This is a genomic window from Acidovorax sp. GW823-FHT02H02 (assembly GCF_058797075.1).
Genome location: NZ_JBXAJH010000012.1, coordinates 109,901 through 127,842, shown reverse-complemented (window position 1 = coordinate 127,842; position 17,942 = coordinate 109,901). Strand labels below are relative to the sequence as shown.

18 protein-coding genes are annotated in these 17,942 nt (G+C 69.2%); 5 read left to right on the top strand and 13 right to left on the bottom strand.

The window, feature by feature from the left end; genetic code table 11:
- Window positions 1-42 precede the first annotated feature (42 nt).
- Complete coding sequence (locus AC1RDS_RS14085) at window positions 43-1,044, top strand: Bug family tripartite tricarboxylate transporter substrate binding protein (RefSeq protein WP_017404466.1); 1,002 nt, start codon at window positions 43-45, stop codon at window positions 1,042-1,044.
- 13 nt (window positions 1,045-1,057) lie between these two features.
- Complete coding sequence (locus AC1RDS_RS14080) at window positions 1,058-1,795, top strand: maleate cis-trans isomerase family protein (RefSeq protein ID WP_017404467.1); 738 nt, start codon at window positions 1,058-1,060, stop codon at window positions 1,793-1,795.
- A gap of 155 nt (window positions 1,796-1,950) precedes the next feature.
- On the opposite strand, the gene AC1RDS_RS14075 is transcribed toward AC1RDS_RS14080, so the two are convergent.
- The 9 genes from AC1RDS_RS14075 to AC1RDS_RS14035 all read right to left on the bottom strand — a co-directional run bounded on the left by AC1RDS_RS14075 (window position 1,951) and on the right by AC1RDS_RS14035 (window position 9,640).
- The gene (locus tag AC1RDS_RS14075) at window positions 1,951-2,952 is read right to left on the bottom strand and encodes an aldo/keto reductase (protein WP_017404468.1); all 1,002 of its coding nucleotides are present in this window, start codon (window positions 2,950-2,952) and stop codon (window positions 1,951-1,953) included.
- 78 nt (window positions 2,953-3,030) lie between these two features.
- A complete protein-coding gene (locus AC1RDS_RS14070; protein ID WP_059400363.1) occupies window positions 3,031-3,990 on the bottom strand; it encodes a Gfo/Idh/MocA family oxidoreductase in 960 nt (319 codons plus the stop codon).
- A gap of 40 nt (window positions 3,991-4,030) precedes the next feature.
- Window positions 4,031-4,903 carry a class III extradiol dioxygenase subunit beta gene (locus AC1RDS_RS14065; protein ID WP_059400364.1) on the bottom strand — a complete coding sequence of 291 codons (873 nt, stop codon included), beginning with the start codon at window positions 4,901-4,903 and terminating at the stop codon, window positions 4,031-4,033.
- Between the two features lies 1 nt (window position 4,904).
- Window positions 4,905-5,354 (bottom strand): protocatechuate 4,5-dioxygenase subunit alpha, encoded by a 450-nt coding sequence (ligA, locus tag AC1RDS_RS14060; RefSeq protein WP_059400365.1) that lies wholly within the window; start codon window positions 5,352-5,354, stop codon window positions 4,905-4,907.
- Window positions 5,355-5,366: 12 nt separating this feature from the next.
- On the bottom strand, window positions 5,367-6,287 hold the full coding sequence (locus AC1RDS_RS14055; protein ID WP_059400366.1) for an amidohydrolase family protein: 921 nt from the start codon (window positions 6,285-6,287) through the stop codon (window positions 5,367-5,369).
- Window positions 6,284-7,216 carry a DUF1932 domain-containing protein gene (locus tag AC1RDS_RS14050; RefSeq protein ID WP_017407889.1) on the bottom strand — a complete coding sequence of 311 codons (933 nt, stop codon included), beginning with the start codon at window positions 7,214-7,216 and terminating at the stop codon, window positions 6,284-6,286. The genes AC1RDS_RS14055 and AC1RDS_RS14050 overlap by 4 nt, the downstream gene beginning before the upstream one ends.
- 11 nt (window positions 7,217-7,227) lie before the next feature.
- Entirely contained in the window at window positions 7,228-7,911 is a 684-nt protein-coding gene (gene ligK, locus AC1RDS_RS14045) for a 4-carboxy-4-hydroxy-2-oxoadipate aldolase/oxaloacetate decarboxylase (protein ID WP_059400367.1), read from the bottom strand.
- Window position 7,912: 1 nt separating this feature from the next.
- On the bottom strand, window positions 7,913-8,947 hold the full coding sequence (locus AC1RDS_RS14040; RefSeq protein ID WP_059400368.1) for an amidohydrolase family protein: 1,035 nt from the start codon (window positions 8,945-8,947) through the stop codon (window positions 7,913-7,915).
- Window positions 8,948-8,980: 33 nt separating this feature from the next.
- On the bottom strand, window positions 8,981-9,640 hold the full coding sequence (locus AC1RDS_RS14035; RefSeq protein ID WP_017404923.1) for a substrate-binding domain-containing protein: 660 nt from the start codon (window positions 9,638-9,640) through the stop codon (window positions 8,981-8,983).
- A gap of 125 nt (window positions 9,641-9,765) precedes the next feature.
- Here AC1RDS_RS14035 and AC1RDS_RS14030 point away from each other — a divergent pair, with 125 nt between their 5' ends.
- The 3 genes from AC1RDS_RS14030 (at window position 9,766) to AC1RDS_RS14020 (ending at window position 12,877) form a co-directional block, all read left to right on the top strand.
- A complete protein-coding gene (locus AC1RDS_RS14030; protein ID WP_017404924.1) occupies window positions 9,766-10,677 on the top strand; it encodes a LysR substrate-binding domain-containing protein in 912 nt (303 codons plus the stop codon).
- 331 nt (window positions 10,678-11,008) lie between these two features.
- The gene (locus AC1RDS_RS14025; protein WP_026062255.1) at window positions 11,009-12,175 is read left to right on the top strand and encodes an ABC transporter substrate-binding protein; all 1,167 of its coding nucleotides are present in this window, start codon (window positions 11,009-11,011) and stop codon (window positions 12,173-12,175) included.
- Between the two features lie 405 nt (window positions 12,176-12,580).
- On the top strand, window positions 12,581-12,877 hold the full coding sequence (locus AC1RDS_RS14020) for a hypothetical protein (protein ID WP_017404926.1): 297 nt from the start codon (window positions 12,581-12,583) through the stop codon (window positions 12,875-12,877).
- A gap of 55 nt (window positions 12,878-12,932) precedes the next feature.
- Here the strand turns inward: AC1RDS_RS14020 and fahA are convergent, their stop codons facing one another.
- The 4 genes from fahA to AC1RDS_RS14000 all read right to left on the bottom strand — a co-directional run bounded on the left by fahA (window position 12,933) and on the right by AC1RDS_RS14000 (window position 17,932).
- Complete coding sequence (gene fahA, locus AC1RDS_RS14015; protein WP_017404927.1) at window positions 12,933-14,255, bottom strand: fumarylacetoacetase; 1,323 nt, start codon at window positions 14,253-14,255, stop codon at window positions 12,933-12,935.
- Complete coding sequence (gene hmgA / locus AC1RDS_RS14010; protein ID WP_026062256.1) at window positions 14,252-15,538, bottom strand: homogentisate 1,2-dioxygenase; 1,287 nt, start codon at window positions 15,536-15,538, stop codon at window positions 14,252-14,254. Before hmgA ends, fahA begins: the two co-directional genes overlap by 4 nt.
- Before the next feature lie 95 nt (window positions 15,539-15,633).
- Window positions 15,634-16,770, bottom strand: coding sequence for a porin (locus AC1RDS_RS14005; RefSeq protein ID WP_017404929.1), 1,137 nt, complete (start codon window positions 16,768-16,770; stop codon window positions 15,634-15,636).
- A gap of 166 nt (window positions 16,771-16,936) precedes the next feature.
- Window positions 16,937-17,932: a Bug family tripartite tricarboxylate transporter substrate binding protein gene (locus AC1RDS_RS14000; RefSeq protein WP_017404930.1), complete on the bottom strand. Its 996-nt coding sequence runs from the start codon at window positions 17,930-17,932 to the stop codon at window positions 16,937-16,939.
- Window positions 17,933-17,942 lie beyond the last annotated feature (10 nt).

The following is a 17,942-nucleotide window of genomic DNA, read 5'->3' as shown; positions in this document are numbered from 1 at the left end:
GCGCCGCCGACCCCCTGCGATCAAAAGAAAGAGGAGACACCCATGCCCATGTTCCATCTGCTGCGCCGCGCGGCGCAGCGCGCCACGCTGCTCGTCCCGATGCTGCTGCTACCGGTCCTCCCCGCCGCTGCGCAGGCGCAGGCCGCGGCCAGCTTCCCCGCCAGGCCGGTGCGTCTGATCGTGCCCTTCCCGGCCGGTGGGCCCGCCGACGTGCTGGGCCGAGCGATCGCGCAACGCCTGTCCGAAAAGTGGCGCCAGCCCGTCGTCGTCGACAACAAGGGCGGGGCCAACACGCTGATCGCGGCGCAGGAGGCCGCCCGGGCCGCGCCCGACGGCTACACCTTGTTCATGCCCCTGGATTCGACCTACACGCTGAACCCGGCGCTGTATTCGCGGCTGCCCTACGATCCGATCAAGGACTTCGCGTCCATCTCGATCGTCGCCCGCCAGTCCCTGGTGCTCACCGCAACCGACCGGACACCCTTCAGGGCGGTGGCCGACCTGGTGGCTGCCGCCCGGGCCCAGCCCGGCAGCATCAACTACGGCTCCAGCACCACGTCCACACAGCTCGCAGGCGAGATGTTCACGCGGCAGAGCGGGATCAAGCTGGTCCAGGTGCCGTACCGCGGCGCCTCGGAGGTCGTCAAAGGAATGCTCTCGGGGGACGTCGAGGTCAGCTTCGACGGCATCGCCGCCAATGTCCCGCACATCCAGTCCGGGAAGATCCGTGCACTGGCCACGACGGGTCCGGTCCGCTCCGCGGCCTTGCCCGACGTGCCGACGCTGGCGGAGGCCGGGCTCAAGGGCTACGAACTGTTGATGTGGAATGCACTGTCCGCGCCCGCCGGCACGCCGCGGGCGATCATCGACAAGATCCACAAGGACGTTGTGGAGGTCGTGCAGCGCAAGGAAGTCAGGGACCAGCTCATGGTGTTCGGTCTGGAGACGGCGGGCACCACGCCCGAGGAGATGGACGAGACCATCCGGCGGGAGACCGCCAAGTACGCGCCCCTGATCAAGGAGCTCGGGCTCAAGCTGAACTGAAGGGCGCATCGGCATGACCGCCCCAGCACTCGACTACGGATCGGGCGGGCGCATCGGCGTGCTGCTGCCCTCCGTGAACCAGGCCGCCGAGCCGCAACTGCGCGCGATGCTTCCCGCCGACATCGCCATCGCGGTCACGCGGCTGAAGCTCGTGGACAGTTCGGAGGCGAGCCTGCTGGGCATGGCCCGGGATGTCGAGCCGGCGGCCGAGCTGCTCGCGGACGCGGGCGTCGACATCGTGGTGTTCCATTGCACCGCCGTGTCGACCTACAGCACCGAGCTGGAGGCGTCGATTCTCGCGCGCATCCAGTCCGCGACTGGGCTGCCCTGCGTGGCCACGTCGCAGGCCCTGGTGGCGGCGCTGCAGGCCCTGCCCGCGCGGCGCGTGGTGCTGCTCTCCCCGTACACGGCGGCCGTCAATGACCGGGAGGCGGCTTACTTCGCCGAGCATGGATTCGAGATCCTCGGCAACGCCGGCCTGGATTGCCGCACCGGCCGCGAGATGATGGCCATCGCGCCGCAGGCGTGGCATGCGTTCGCCACGCGCCATGCCCATGCGCGGGCGGACGCATACGTCCTCAGTTGCACCACCGTGCGGACGGCCGAGACCATCGAGGCCCTGGAGCGTTCCCTGGGACGGCCCGTCGTCACGAGCAACACGGCGGTGGCCTGGTACTGCATGCGCAAGCTTGGCGCGCTGCCGGGGGTTCCAGGCTACGGCCGCCTGCTGGCCCGCGCCGGAGCACCCTGACGCGGTCCGGGGCGCGGCCCGACCGCCGGAGGAGGGCGGGGTGAACCTCACAACCTCGCGCCTGGGCATTCCTGCCCTCGCACCGTGTGGAACCGGCAGCAGGGCGCCCGCAACACCGCGAAGGCGGGCTCGCGGACGCCAGGGGCCTTCGCGGTTCAGAAGGCTTCGGTGTCGACCTCGTTCGCGCTCTGCGCGCTGTAGCGCTGGCCGACCACGGTAAGTTCGTTGATCAGAACGTTCAGCCGCTCGATCACCGCGGCGTGCAGCCGCATGTTGGCGGCGCCCAGGTCGTCCAGCAGGTGTTCCACGCTCGTGGTGCCGGGAATGGGGACGATGTGGCCGCCCTGGTGCAGCAGCCAGGCCAGGGCCAGCTGTGCCGGGGTGCAGCCCGCGTCCCGCGCGATCCTGCGGTAGCCGTCCAGCAGCTTCAGGTTGGCCGCGTAGGCCTCGGGCGCGAAGCGCGGCATGGCGCGGCGGATGTCCTTCTCGTGGAGCGCACCCACGTCCACGAGTTCGCCGCAGAGGAAGCCGCGCGCCAGGGGACTGAAGGCAACGAAGGCCGCGCCCAGCTCGCGGCACGCGTCGAGCACCGCGATCTCCGGGTTGCGCGTCCACAGCGAGTACTCGGTCTGCACGGCGGCGACGGGGTGCACGGCGTGCGCGCGGTGCAATGTGGCGGCGGAGACCTCCGACAGGCCGATGGCCCGCACCTTGCCTGCCGCGACCAGCCGCGACAGCTCGCCCACCGAGTCCTCGATGGGCACCTGCTTGTCCCAGCGGTGCAGGTAGTACAGGTCGATCACGTCGGTGCCCAGGCGGCGCAGGCTGTCCTCGCAGTTGCTGCGCAGCGTGGCGGGGCGGCCGTCGATCACGCGGCGCGTCACGCCGTCCTCGCCCTTCACGCCGGCCATGCCGCCCTTGCTGCACAGGGTGATGCGCTGGCGATGGGGCCGGAGGACGCGGCCCACCAACTCCTCGTTGGCACCGAAGCCGTACAGCGCCGCCGTGTCGAACAGCGTCACGCCGGCATCCAGCGCCGCCAGCAGCACGCGCTCACCCGTGTCGGCGGAGACGGGCGCGCCGTAGGCGTGCGAGAGGTTCATGCAGCCCAGACCGATGGCGCTGACTTCGAATGGGCCGAGGGTGCGTGTCTGCATTGCGCTTCTCCCAGGAAGAACGCCCGCGGCGCTTGCCGTGCAGGCAGTGGAAACGATACAGTGCCAAATGGCGCGGACTCAGTTGAGTTGCCGTTCCAGGCCGTTCAGCACCTGGTAGCACGGCAGGACCTGTGCCACGCTGGCATTGGGCTCCCGGCCTTCCTTGATCGCGGCGAAGAACTCGCGGTCCTGCAGCTCGATGCCGTTCATGCTCACGTCGACCTGGCTCACGTCCACCGGCGTCTCGGGGCCCTTGCTGTGCGACTGCACCAGGTCGTCGTAGCGCGCGATGTAGGTGGCGGTGTCGCCGATGTAGCGGAAGAAGGTGCCCAGCGGGCCGTCGTTGTTGAACGAGAGGCTGAGCGTGCAGATGGCGCCGTTGGCTGCCTGCAGCTGGATGCTCATGTCCATCGCGATGCCCAGCTCCTTGTGAATCGGGCCCTGGATCGCGTTGGCCTTCACGATCGGGCTGCCGGCCTGGTAGGCGAACAGGTCCACGGTGTGGGCGGCGTGGTGCCACAGCAGGTGGTCGGTCCAGCTGCGCGGCTGGCCCAGCGCGTTCATGTTGGTGCGGCGGAAGAAGAACGTCTGCACATCCATCTGCTGGATATTGAACTCGCCCGCCTTGATCTTCTTGTGCACGTACTGGTGGCTGGGGTTGAAGCGGCGGGTGTGGCCGCACATGGCGACGAGGCCGGTCTGCTTCTGCAGGGCGGCGACCTTCTCGCCGTCGGCCAGCACGTCGCACAGCGGGATCTCGACCTGCACGTGCTTGCCGGCTTCCAGGCAGGCGATGGACTGGCTGGCATGCATCTGCGTGGGGGTGCAGAGGATCACCGCGTCCACTTCCTTGATGGCCAGGCTGTCTTCGAGCTTGGTGGTCACGTGCTGGATGCCATACTTGTCGGCCACTTCCCGGGTCTTGGCCAGGTCGCGGCTGACGAGGGAGACGACTTCGACACCGTCGATGTTCTTGATGCCGTCCAGGTGCTTGATGCCGAAGGCGCCGGCGCCGGCCAGGGCTACTTTGATGGTCATGGTGGGGGTCCTTTACGGGTTGATTCGAAATCAGCCAGCCTCAGGCGGGCTGATTCTCCAGGATCAGGTGGCCCACCGCGGTGTTGCTGGCGGGCACATGGAAGAAGCGGTACACCACCTTGGGCGCAGGTCCGCCAGCGACGTCGGCCATGGCGCCGCGGGCGATGAGCCACATCACCAGCTCGATGCCTTCGCTGCCGGCCTCGCGCACGTATTCGATGTGCGGCACCTTGGCCAGCTCGGCGGGCTCGGCGATGAGGCGGTCCAGGAACCGGTTGTCCCAGTCCTTGTTGATGAGGCCGGCGCGCGGGCCCTGCAGCTGGTGGCTCATGCCGCCCGTGCCCCAGATCTGCACGTTGAGGTCTTCGTCGAACGACTCGATGGCCTTGCGGATCGCCTTGCCCAGCTGGAAGCAGCGGTTGCCCGAGGGCACGGGGTACTGCACCACGTTGACGGCGAACGGGATGACCTTGCAGGGCCAGCGATAGTCGGACTGGGGGGGCTGACCGAACATCAGCGACAGCGGCACGGTGAGGCCGTGGTCCACGTCCATCTTGTTGACGATGGTGAGGTCGAAGTCGTCCTGGATGACGGACTGCGCGATGTGCGCCGCCAGCGCCGGATGGCCGTGGACGGCGGGCACAGGGCGCGGGCCCCAGCCTTCGTCGGCGGGCTGGTACTCGGCGGCCGTACCGATGGCGAAGGTCGGGATCATGTCCAGGCTGAACGCGGTGGCGTGGTCGTTGAAGACCAGGAACACCACGTCGGGCTTCTGGGCCTTTTCCCATTCCTTGGAGAAGTCGTAGCCCGCGAACAGCGGCTGCCAGTACGGTTCCTGGGTCTTGCCCAGATCGATGGCGGCGCCGATGGCGGGCACGTGGGAGGTGTAGACGGATGCGGTGATCTTGGCCATGTCAGTTGCTGCCCGTGGTTTTATGGCCGGCCTTGCCTTGGGGTTGGTGTTGCGGCTGGGCGTCGCCGTCCTCGCCGAGAAAACGGTTGCCCTCCGGGGAGCGGCCGCCACCGACCATCATGTTGCGGTATTCCTCCTCGGTCATGCCGGTCATGCTGCCGGCCATCTGCTGGAAGCTCTTGCCGTCGGTGGCGCCGATCTTGGCCAGGAAGTAGATGTTGCCGCCCGTGCGCATGCACCAGTTGAGGTCGCGGGCCAGCACGGCCTGCTTCTGTTCCTCGGTCATGGCCCATTCGTCGAGGTAGGCGCGCTCGTCGGCCTTGAAGCGCTCGCGGTTCTCTGCCTTCATCAGCGACATGCAGAACTGGTTGAGCCAGTAGCCTTTGCGGGACTGCTCGGCATCGAAGATGATGGTGCCGGGCACGTCGAGGTAGGGTTTGTCGAGGGACATGGCGCGCTCTCCTTACTTCGCCTCTTCGGGCCAATACAGGCGCATGGGGTTGTCCACGAGCAGCTTCTTTTGCAGCTCGGCCGTGGGCGCGATGTGGGGGATGAAGTCCACCAGCAGGCCGTCGTCGGGCATGTGGTCCTTGAGGTTGGGGTGCGGCCAGTCGGTGCCCCAGAGCACGCGGTCGGGGAACTCCTCCACCACCTTTCGCGCGAACGGCACCACGTCCTGGTAGGCCGCCTGCTCGCCGTTGAGCGCCTTCGGCCCGGTGACCGACAGGCGCTCGGGGCAACTGACCTTGCTCCACACGTTGGGGTGCTGGCGCATGAACTTCAGGAACAGCTCGAACTCGGGCCCATCGATGGGCTTGGTCACGTCGGGCCGGCCCATGTGGTCCACCACCACGGTGGTAGGCAAGGCCGTGAAGAAATCCCACAGCTCGGGCAGGTCCACCGCCTCGAAGTAGATCACCACATGCCAGCCGAGCTTGGCGATGCGGCCGGCGATCTCCAGCAGCTCGTCCTTGGGCGTGAAGTCCACCAGGCGCTTGACGAAGTTGAAGCGCACGCCGCGCACACCGGCGGCGTGCAGGGCCTGCAATTCTTCATCGGTCACCGAGCGCTTGACCGTGGCCACGCCGCGCGCCTTGCCACCGCTGGACAGGCAGGCATCGACCATGGCGCGGTTGTCGGCGCCGTGGCAGGTGGCCTGCACCACCACGTTGCGGGCAAAGCCCAGGTGGTCGCGCAGCGCGTACAGCTCGTGCTTCGAGGCATCGCAGGGCGTGTACTTGCGCTCGGGCGCGTAGGGGAACTCCGCGCCCGGGCCGAACACGTGGCAGTGCGCGTCCACGCTGCCGGGCGGCACCTGGAAGCGGGGCTTGCTGGGTCCGGCGTACCAGTCGAGCCAGCCTGGGGTTTTCGTGAAAGTGCTCATGCGGTGGGTTCCTTGAGAGATTGCAACAGGCGGTCGGCCTCGGCGCGCCAGTCGGCGGCGCGCGCGAATCCCGGAGCGCCGCGTTCGCCGAACGACCCGGCGTCCGCGCGGTCCGCCATCCAGGCCTGGCGCTCGGCTGTGCCCTGCGCGGAGAAGGCGGGCATGCCCGCTTCGCGCACCGTGTTCGCGGACTCGTGCATCTCCTCGCTGCGGCGGCGGCCATGCTCGATCACGCGCTGGAAGAAATAGGCGCCCTGCTTCTCCCAGTCGATGCCGGGAAAGGTCTCCTGGAGCGAGGCGATGACCGCGTCCTCCACGCCGTAGTGCCGCGCGGCCGTGAAGCTCTCGATCACCATCGCCTCCAGGCCCTTGACCATCACGCTGCGGCACATCTTGGTGGCCGAGGCCACGCCCAGCCGGTCGCTGACGACCTTGGCGACGAAGCCCAGCGGCGCGATGGCCTCGGCCAGCGCCCTGGCCGAGGCGCCGCCCAGCAGCAGCGGGACCTTGATGCGGTAAGGTGGAATGCTGGTCATCACCGCGCCTTCGACGTACCGGGCACCGGCCGCATCAATCAGCGCGCCGGCCGCCTGCTTGGCACCCGGGGAGGCCGAGTTGAAGTCCAGATAGAAGGCTTCCTTGCGCACCTGCGGAGCGCACGCCCGGGCCACGTCCAGCGTCTGGCTGGCGGTGACGGCGCTGATCACGAAGTCGGCAGTGGCCGCGAGCCGGGCGTGGCTGTCGAGCAACTCGACGCCATGGGCCCGCGCGTGCTCCAACAAGGGCCGTTGTAGCGCACCGCCGAGCTTGCGGTCGTAGGCCGAGACGCGCAGCCCCTGGGCGCGCAGGTCCTCGCAGAGAATGCGGCCGACCTCGCCGTAGCCGACGAGGCCGATGTGCCAGTCCTGCGCCGATGCGGGGATGGGCATGGCGTAGGTCCTCAGTCGATGTAGCGCAGCCCGGCCTTTTCGAGCCCGGGGCGCATGTTGTACATATCCAGGCCGAGCACGCCCGAGGCGAGCTTGGCGCGTTTCTCGCCCTCGAAGCTCTCGCGCTTGCGCGCGGCCTCGAGCGTCTCGGCGGCGCGCGCGGCGGGCACGCAGACCACGCCATCGTCGTCGGCCACGATCACGTCGCCCGGCGTGACCCACATGCCGGCGCACACCACCGGGATGTTGACCGAGCCCAGCGTGGCCTTGATCGTGCCCTTGCTGGAAATGGCGCGGCTCCACACGGGGAAATTCATCTCCTGCAGGGTCTTCACGTCGCGCACGCCGGCGTCGATGATGAGCGCCCGCGCACCGCGCGCCTGGAACGAGGTGGCCAGCAGGTCGCCGAAATAGCCATCGGTGCATTCGGAGGTGACGGCCGCCACCACCACGTCGCCGGGCTGGATCTGCTCGGCCGCCACGTGCATCATCCAGTTGTCGCCGGGCTGCAGCAGCACGGTGACGGCTGTGCCGCTGACCTGCTGGCCGCCGTAGATGGGGCGCATGTAGGGCTTGAGCAGGCCCACGCGGCCCATGGCCTCGTGCACGGTAGCCGAGCCGAGGGCAGCCAGGCCGTCAGCGGCTGCGCGATCGGCGCGGGTGATGTTGCGGTAGACAACGCCTAATTCGTACATGTCAGAGCCCCTTTGCCTTCAGTCGTGAATCGAGTCGGGAGAACACGCGGCGCACATTGCCTTCGTAGATCTGGTGCTTGTCGTCGCCGCTCAGGATCTTCGACGCTTCGATGTAGCGCTTGGTGTCGTCGTAGTAGTGGCCGGTGGTGGGGTCGATGCCGCGCACCGCGCCGATCATTTCGGAGGCGAACAGCACGTTCTTCACCGGGATCACGGTGTTCAGCAGGTCGATGCCCGGCTGGTGGTACACGCAGGTGTCGAAGAAGATGTTGTTCAGCAGGTGGTCTTCGAGCAGGGGCTTCTTCATCTCCTGCGCCAGGCCGCGGAAACGGCCCCAGTGGTAGGGCACGGCACCGCCGCCGTGCGGGATCAGGAACTTGAGCGTGGGGAAGTCCTTGAACAGGTCGCCCTGGATGCACTGCATGAAGGCCGTGGTGTCGGCGTTCAGGTAGTGCGCGCCCGTGGTGTGGAAGCACGCGTTGCAGCTGGTGCTCACGTGGATCATGGCGGGCAGGTCGTACTCCACCATCTTCTCGTAGATGGGGTACCAGTGGCGGTCGGTCAGCGGCGGGCTGGTCCAGTGGCCGCCCGAGGGGTCGGGGTTGAGGTTGATGCCCACCGCGCCGTATTCCTTGACGCACTTCTCCAGCTCGGGGATGCAGGTCGCGGGGTCCACCCCGGGGCTTTGCGGCAGCATGGCCACGGGCACGAAGTTGTCGGGGAACAGGGTGGAGACGCGGTGGCACAGCTCGTTGCAGATGGCCGCCCAGGTGCTGGAGACATTGAAGTCGCCGATGTGGTGGGCCATGAAACTGGCGCGCGGCGAGAACAGCGTGATGTCGCTGCCGCGCTCCTTCATCAGGCGCAGCTGGTTGGTCTCGATGGACTCGCGCAGCTCGTCGTCGCTGATCTGCAAATCGGCGACCTTGGGCATGGCGGCCGGGTCCTTGATGCCGGCGATCTGCTGGTTGCGCCAGTTCTCCAGCGCCTTGGGTGCCGTGGTGTAGTGGCCATGGCAGTCGATGATGAGGCTCATTGCGTTGTGCTCCTTGGATCTTGGTGTTCGGGTTCAGGCAGGGTCCATGCCCTGGCGTTGCTTGGCTTCGGCCGCCGCTGGCGATGCGAAGAAGTCGAGCAGCGCCTTGGCGGCCTCGGGCTGCTGGCTGGAGGCAGCGACGCCCGATGAAAAAATGGTGGTGATCTGGATCGCAGGCGGCAGCGGGCCCACGATGGTGATGCCCTCCACGTGCAGCAGCTCGCTCAGTTGCTGGAAGCCGAGCTCCACATCGCCACGTGCCACCAGGGAGCCCACGGGCACGCCGGGCGGGGCCTGCACCATGCGGCCGGCCACCTGGTCGGCAATGCCCCAGCGCTCGAACAGTTTCGCCAGCGCCACGCCGCTCGGGCCGGTGGAATAGCTGATGCTGCGCGCGGCCAGCACGGCACTGCGCACTGCGTCTTCCGAGCCGATGTCGGGCAGCGGCGCGCCCGCGCGCACCGCCACGGCCACGCCGGAGCGCACCCAGTCGGTCCTGCTGCCGGCCACGACGGCGCCGGCCGCGATGAGCTTGTCGATGGCGTCAGAGGCAAGCACCACCACGTCGAAAGCCTCGCCGGCCTGCACCCGCTTGGCCGCGTCCACGCCGCCCACGGCCTCGATGGCTGCGCGCTGGCCGGTCTGCTGCTCGTAGGCGGCCAGCAGCTCGGCCAACACCTGGCGGGTGGCCATGGAGGAGATTCCACGAAGCGGAGCATTCATAGGATTGTTTGGTGGCTAAGTATTTTGGGGTATTCTGCTGCAATTCCAGCTATACAAGAAGTGGCGGATTGGTCTACCAGATATCTCATTTGTCGATGGATCTGAAGCAGCTCGAGTACTTTGTGCGGGTCGCCGAAATGGGCAGCTTCACCCATGCCGCGGCGGCCCTCGGCATGGCCCAGTCGGCCCTGAGCCGGCAGGTGCGCCTGCTGGAGGTGGAGCTGCGCCAGAACCTGCTGGTGCGCAATGGCCGCGGCGTCACGCCCACGGAGGCGGGCCGGTTGCTGGTCGACCATGGGCGGGGCATCCTGCACCAGATGGCCCGGGCGCGGGAGGACATGGAGCGCCTGCGCGGCGGCGTCTCGGGCGCCGTCGCCATCGGGCTGCCCAGCAGCGTGGCGCGCGCGATGGCGGTGCCGCTCATGCGCGCCTTCCGCAAGGAATTGCCGGAGGCTCGGCTCTCGATCAGCGAAGGGCTTTCGAGCGAACTCCTGAGAGGACTGGTCAGCGGTCGCCTGGACATCGTCGTGCTCTACAACGGCCAGCCGGTGCGCGATGTGGATGTGTCGCACCTCATGGACGAGGATCTGCTGCTCGTGCGCGCCCGCCCGCGCGGGCTGGCCGAGGACCCGCCGCCCGGCCCCATCGCGCTCGCCGAGCTCGCGCGGCTGCCGCTGGTCATTCCCTCGCGCCCCAACGCGATCCGCATGCACGTGGAAGCCGAGATGGCGCTCATCGGCTGCCGGCCCGAGATCGCGCTGGAGATCGACGGGGTCGCCGCCATCCTGGACATGGTGGCCGACGGGGCCGGGTACGCGGTGCTGCCGCGCAACGCGCTGCTCAATTCGCCTGTTCCTTCTGCCTACAGCGCCCAGGTCATCGGTGCGCCGCCGCTGCGCATAGCGCTGTCCCTGGCGACCAGCCTGCAACGCCCCGCCACGCAGGTCCAGAAGACCACGCTGGACCTGGTGCGGCTGACGGTCTCCGAAGTCCTCCGGCCGGCGTGAAGGCCCGGTCGGCCCGGCTCGGCGTGTCCGATGCCCGCCGGGCCGTCCGTGGTGACAGCCTTGCAGGCCACGGCCTTTCGGCGCATATGGCCCGGTGCGGCGCAGCCGCCCTCGGCGAGATGCAGGACGCATGCGGGCAGTACCCCGCCCGGCGATGCAGGCCTCTGTCCGTGCGGAAGTCGCACCCGCGCGGCGGACTCACATTGACTGAGACTCAATCTATCAAGCGCGCGACAAAGTGTTTAGAGTCGCCTCGCAAAAAGTCAGCGCGACCGGCCGGCGTGGGGCTGCGGCACCGATCGCGCGCACCAATGATGGAGAGAGGCAGACAATGAACACTGAACCTACGGGTACCGACCGAGCGCGGCGCCGCACCTTTTCGTGCATCGGAGGGGTGCTCGCAGCGGCGGCCGTCGGATTGCCGTTCCGAGCGCGGGCGGCGGCGCGCGAGATCCAGATCGCGATGCTGCTTCCTTTGCAGGGAGGACAGGCGCGCCAGGCCGAGATGATCAGGCAGGGCGTGGACGGAGCGCTCGAACAGGCGAACCGCGCTGGAGGGATCCGGGGGCAGCCCGTCAAGCTCCTGGCCATCGACAACGGGTACCAGGCCGAGAAGACCGTCGAGGCCATCGGGTCGCTGGCGGCAAGGGAATCCGTCGTCGCGGTGACCTCTTTGTTCGGCGGCCCGATCATCGGCGCCGCCATTCCGGCGGCGACCCGCGCGGGCGTGCCGATCGTCGGCGTGCTGCACGGAAACGATGCATTCCGCCGCCCGGGGACCGAGATCGTCACCCATGTGCGAGCGACGTTCGACGCGGAGACCCGCGCGATCGCCGCGTTGTTTCCCACCATTGGCCGGAGCCGCTTCGCCGTGCTGCACGCGACCGACAACTCGGGCACGGCGTTCCGCGCGCAGTTCGAGTCGGTGCTGAAGGCGCAGGGACTGCCGCTCGTCGCCGCCGTGCCCTATGCGCGGGACGCCACCGACTACACCGAGCAGGCGCGGAGCATCGAGCGCAGCGGCGCCGACGTAGTAGTGGTCGGTGGCGTGACCGCGACCGGGATCGCCGCCATCCGCGCCAAGGTGGCGACGAAACTGTGGGCGCAGATGGTCTGCCTTTCCACGGTCGATGAGCGCTCGGTGTGGGAGCAAGTGGGCGCCGATGCGGTTGGCACGGCCTTCTCCAGCGTCGTGCCGAACCCCTATGCGACGCTGCTTCCCCTGGCGCGCGAATACCAGGCAGCGATGAAGGCCCGGAACTACGACCGGCTGTCCCTCAGTTCGTTCGAAGGCTACATCAACGCGCAGGTGCTGCTGGAAGGCCTGCGGCGCGCACCCGGGCTGACGCGCCCCGCGCTCCAGGCCACCCTGCGCGCGATGCAGGGGGTGTCCCTCGGCGGCGTCTCCTTCTCCGCGCCGACCGAGGGAAAGATCGCCAGCGGCATCGACGTGGCCGACATCCTGGTGATGACGCACAACGGACGCATGCTGCGCTGAGTACGCGGCCGGGACGGCTCGGATCCCAGCGCCGCTGCGCATTGGCGGCCGCGCCGCCGCGCGTGGAGCGACCGGCCATGTGCCCCGGCCGTACCTGCATGTGCCTCGGGGCGCGGATGGGTCTGCGGCGCACGACATCCGCCGGCGGGAGAGGAGGGCCGCAGCGGTGGATCGCTTCCGGCCGTACCCGCGGATCCCCCGCGTCGGAGGGCGGCGCGGGTGCGTCCGGGTTTGCGCGAGATCAACATTCGTCCAGGACGCCGCCCGCGGCGGTTGACGGCCGGCCGCGGCAGGCCTAGATTAATAGTTAGGCGACTAACAAAAAATCGCCTGCGCCTGCGGAGACGGCAGAACCTGCAGGGCCGCCCAGCCTGCATCCGCCGACGATGGCAGAAAGGAACGATCATGGACAAGCTTCTGGGGATTCTCGTGATTTTGACGCTTCTTGGCGGTGCGGCCACGCTGCTGTGGCTGAACCTGCAACCCGAGTGGTGGAGGCTCCGGCATCCCGGCGCGCTGGAACTGCGGAAGTTCACCGCCCGGCGTCAGGTGCAGGCGGCAAGGACCCAGGACGACCTGCCGGCGACCCGGGCGGCGGAAGTCCGGTGCACGTTCTGCGACCACGCGCCGGCATGCGCGCAGCGCCTGGCGGCCGGGCACACGACGCCGGTCAGCGAGTGTCCCAACCTGCCTCGCCGCTGAATTGCAGGACGCGCCCGGGTGCCAGCTTGGCAGTGCAGGGCAGCGCGCGGCGAGGCTAGGGTGCGCGCTTCGGCGCGTGGATGGTGCTGGCGCATGCGCCGAAGCCGATGCGTCGCGCTCCGCTGCGTTCGCACCAGGCGCGCAGGATGACGGTGTCGCCGTCCTCCAGGAAGGTTCTGTGCTCGCCCGAGGGCAGGGCGATGGCCTGCCGTCCACCGGCAGTCCGCTCGAGGAGCGAGCCGGCCTGTTCTGGATGTGGCCCGGACAGCGTGCCCGATCCGAGCAGGTCGCCAGGCGCGAGGTTGCAGCCGCCGACCGTGTGGTGGGCCACGAGCTGGGCGGGGGTCCAGTAGGCGGCCTCCACGAAGCTCGAGCGCGACAGGCGCGCTGGCAGCAGGCCCGACCGGGCCATCGCCTCGGTCTGGAGCAGCACCTCGAGCTGCACATCGACCGAGCCGCTGGCCCGGTTCCGTTCGGAATTCAGATAGGGCAATGGCTCGGGGTCGCCGGGCGCACGCGGACAAGCGGCCCGGAACGGCGCCAGCGCCTCAAATGTCACGACCCACGGGGCGAGCGTGCTGCCGAAGTTCTTGGACAGGAAGGGCCCCAGCGGCTGGTACTCCCAGGGCTGGATGTCGCGCGCCGACCAATCGTTGAACAGCGCGACCCCGAACAGGTGGCTCTCGGCGCTGCCGATGGCAATGGGCTCGCCGCGCCGGTTGCCCGGGCCCACCAGGAAACCGAGCTCCAGTTCGTAGTCCAGGCGCCTGCTCGGACCGAATTCCGGGTCGCCGGCCTCGGCCCTGCTCTGGCCGAGCGGGCGGTAGATCGGTTCGCCGCTGACGACCACGGAGGAACTGCGGCCGTGGTACCCGATGGGAACCCATTTGTAGTTCGGAAGCAGCGGTGCGTCCGGCCGGAACAACCGGCCGACGGCGGTGGCATGGTGGATGCCGATGTAGAAGTCGGTGTAGTCGCCGATGGCCGCGGGCAGGGCGTATTCGGCCGAGCGCTGGGCAAGAAGGCATCCCTCCAACCTGCCGCGCTCCGTGGCTCCCGTGCGCAGCGCGCGCGAGAGCGCCAGGCGCAGCGCCGACCACGCGGCGGGCCCCATGGCCATGAAGTCGTTGAGGCGCTTGCGCGAGGCGGCCACCGCGGCATCCCGCGCATCGCCGGCGAGTGCGCCGCTGGCGGCCGCGGCGGCCAGGTCGAGGATCTGGTCCCCGATGGCCACGCCGCCCCCAAACGGCCCGGAGGAGCCGCGCCGGCGGAAGACGCCGAAGGGCAAATTCTGGATCGGGAAATCCGTCGTGTCCTCGTTCGCGGACCCGACCCAGCTGCGCAGGTCCGGCGCGTGGGTTTCGTTCACCCGCGTCATGGCCGCGCCGGATCGAAGTGCTTCCCGAGGTTCTGCCAGCAGCGGAAATAGTCCTCCTGCAGCTGGGCGGTCTCCAGGGCGAACGTCGTCGGCCTGAAGACGTCGCACGACTCGAACATGAAGGCCATCGTCTCGGTGAGGTAGTCCGGCCGGGAGGTGTCAGCGGCACTGGCCTTGGCGAAGGTGTCGGCATCCGGTCCGTGCGCGCTCATGCAGTTGTGCAGGGACGCGCCGCCGGGCACGAAGCCCTCGGCCTTGGCGTCGTAGGCCCCGTGGATCAGCCCCATGAACTCGCTCGCGACGTTACGGTGGTACCAGGGCGGCCGGAACGTGTTCTGGGCCACGAGGATGCGCGGCGGGAACACCACGAAGTCGATGGTGTCGACGCCCGGGGTGTCGCTGACGGACTGCAGCACCAGGAAGATGGACGGATCGGGATGGTCGTAGCTGATCGAGCCGATGGTGTTGAACCGCCGCAGGTCGTACTTGTAGGGCGCGTGGTTGCCATGCCAGGCGACCACGTCGAGCGGGCTGTGGCCGATGCGCGCGCTCCACAGGTTTCCCTGGAAGCGCGCGACCAGCTCGAAGTCGCCTTCGCGGTCTTCGTAGGCCGCGACCGGCGTGCAGAAGTCCCGGGGATTCGCCAGCCCGTTGGAGCCGATGACACCGAGGTCCGGCAGCTTGAGGGCGGCGCCGAAGTTCTCGCACACGTAGCCCCGCGCCTGGGCGTCCAGCAGCCGCACCTGGAAGCGCACGCCCCGGGGGATCACGGCGATCTCCTGGGGCTCGAGCTGCAGACGGCCCATTTCCGTTGCCAGCTCGAGGCGACCAGCCTGGGGCACGAGGAGCAGCTCCGCGTCGGCGTCGTACAGGAACCGCGTCTCCATCGACCGGTTGGCGGCATAGAGGTGGACCGCGCAGGACGCGTTGCACGCCATCGTCGTCATGCCCTCGATGAAGTCCGTCGGCCGCTCGGGCATAGGAAGCGGGTCCCAGCGCAGCTGGTTGGGCGTCACGGGGCCGTCGCCGGCCCGGCTCGTCCACCGTCCCGCATCCACGAGGGCGAAAGGATGGTGCAGCGTCGAAGGCCGGATGCGGTAGAGCCAGGCGCGGCGGTTGGCGTGGCGCGGCGCGGTGAACGCCGTGCCGGAGAGCTGCTCGGCGTACAGGCCGTACGGCGCGCGCTGCGGGGAGTTGCGCCCATGGGGGAGCGCCCCGGGGAGGGCTTCGGTGGCGAACTCGTTGCACATGCCGGTCTGGTAGGCGGGTTGTGGTTCAGTCATGGCGATGGCCTGTCCTTGGTTTGATTCAACATGCGGCGGCGCTCCTGCGCCACGCAGGCGCCTGAGCGCACGACCTGGGCGTCTGCCGTGTCTGTTCAGAACGCGTGGCGCATGCCCAGTGTGAGCGTGGTGGAACGGTGGTCGCCCGCTCCCCCGAGCCCTGCGGGCTGCTGGGCCGATCCGGAACCCAGCGCGTAGCGCGAGCCGTTCTGGTTGCCGACCGCGCCCAGCGAGGCATAGGCCATCGTGCGCTTGGAGAGCGTGTATTCGCCGCCGATGGCCAGCCATGTGGCGTCCCGTTGGCCGGTGGCCGCCGCGTAGGCCGAGCGGTCGGAAATCCGCACGGCCTGCACGATGGCGGTGAAGGCACCGAAGGGCACGCGGGCCCCGAGGTTGATCAGGCGGAACTCGCTGGCCGCGGCGCCCGTGACGCCCTGGGCGCGGGCGAGCGCGCCGGTGCAGGTGCCGCAGCTGTTCTTTTCCGCGGTGTAGCCCGCGAAGATCTTGGCGGCGCCGAAGTCGTAGCTGCCCCCGGCGACGACGGCGTCGATCCGGCCGTTCGCGTTGTCCGCGCCCTGCTGTCGTGCCCAGGCCAGCACCGCGTCGACCGGACCGTTGCGGTAGGTCGCCGAGGCGCTGTAGGCGCGTCCAATGGTGGGCTGATTCTCCCCGGCCGCGGCCATGGCGCGAAACGTCAGCGGTCCCAGCCTGGGCGTCACGTAGCCCACCGCGTTGTCGAAGCGGGCGCTGACGGCCAGGGGCAGCAGCTGGCGGGTCGCGTCGGTGCTGCGCGTGATGGCCAGATGCCCGCCGCTGCCCATCCACGAGAAGGCGTCGACGCCGGACTGGGCCACGTAGTAGGGCGTCGGCAGGCGCCCGGCCGTCACGGTGCCCCAGGCGGTGCTTGCCAGGCCGACGGAGGCTTCCCGGCCGAATGCGCGGCCGCCCTGGCCCAGGGTGCCATCGTCCAGATTGATGCCTTGCTCCAGGCGAAAAACCGCGGACAGGCCGCCGCCGAGGTCCTCGACGCCGCGGAAGCCGAGCCGGCTGCCCAGCGCGCCGCCCGACACCAGCCGGCGGGACGAGCCGGCGCCGTTGTTAGACCATTCGACCCCGGCGTCGGCCACGCCGTAGATCGTGACGCCGGACGCCGGCGCGCCTCCTTGCGCATGCGCGGGTGCGAGCCCGAGCGCGAGCAGGCCTGCGGCCGCCGCGGAAAGGGAATGCTTCATGGTTGTCTCCTCGTTGTGATGGGATGGGGCCTGACGGGCCACGCTGCGGGCGATGCGCTGCCCGGCGGGCGGGTGCTCCGCGCCGTCAGCCAGCTGCAATCGGGTGTTAGAGGGCGGCGCGGCGGCGCCGGCGGCGGCGATCAGCCGCCGGCCTCGCCGCTGCGCCTCACTCGGCGCGTGCGCCGGTGTCCTTGATGACCTTGGACCAGCGCGCCATGTCTTCCTGCATGAGTGCCTGGAGCGCGGCCGGCGTCGATGGGGCGGGCTCCAGGCCCTGGGCTTCCAGCGCCGCCTTGACCGCCGGATCCCGCAGTGCCCGGCCCGCCGCCTCCTCGATCTTGGCCACCACGTCGGGCGGCGTGCCCGCCGGCGCGACCAGGCCGATCCAGACCTCGCTGCGGAAGGCCTTGAAGGGGCCGCCCGCGCTGGCGACGGTCGGGACGTTTGGCAGGTAGGGCAGGGGCTGCTCGCCGGCCACCGCGAGCGGGCGCAGGGCGCCGGTCTTGATGTGCGGGAGCACCGAGTTCGCGACGCCGAAGAGCACCTGGATCTGTCCGCCGATCAGGTCCGTGACCACGGGCTGCGCGCCGCGGTAGGGCACGTGCACCATGTCGATGCCGGCCAGGCTCTTGAAGAGCTCTCCGGTCAGGTGGTGCGGCGTGCCGACGCCGGCGGACCCATAGGACAGCTTGCCGGGCTGGGCCTTGGCCAGGGCGATCAGCTCCTGGGTCGACTTGGCGGCGAGGCCGGGGTGGACGACCAGGACGAAGGGCACGCGGCCCAGCTGCGTGACGGGAACGAATTCCTTCACGGGATCGTAGCCCGCGCGGCCGTCCGGATAGAGGAAGGGGTTGGTGACGAAATTGTTGGCCACGACGAGCAGGGTGTGGCCGTCGGGAGCCGCCTTGGCCGCCTGCTTGGTGCCAACGTTGCCGCCCGCGCCCGGGCGGTTGTCGACGATGACGGGCTGCTTCCAGTACTCGCCGAGCTTCTGGCCCACCGTGCGCGCCAGGGCGTCGTTGCTGCCGCCGGGCGTGAAGGGCACGACCAGCGTGACCGGCCTGCTGGGATAGCCGTTGGCATGTGCGCACAGTGCGATGCACGAGCCGAGAAGGGCGGCGGCCATCGCCTTGATCGCGCGGCCGGGCAGTTCAGTCTTCATGGGGTTGTCT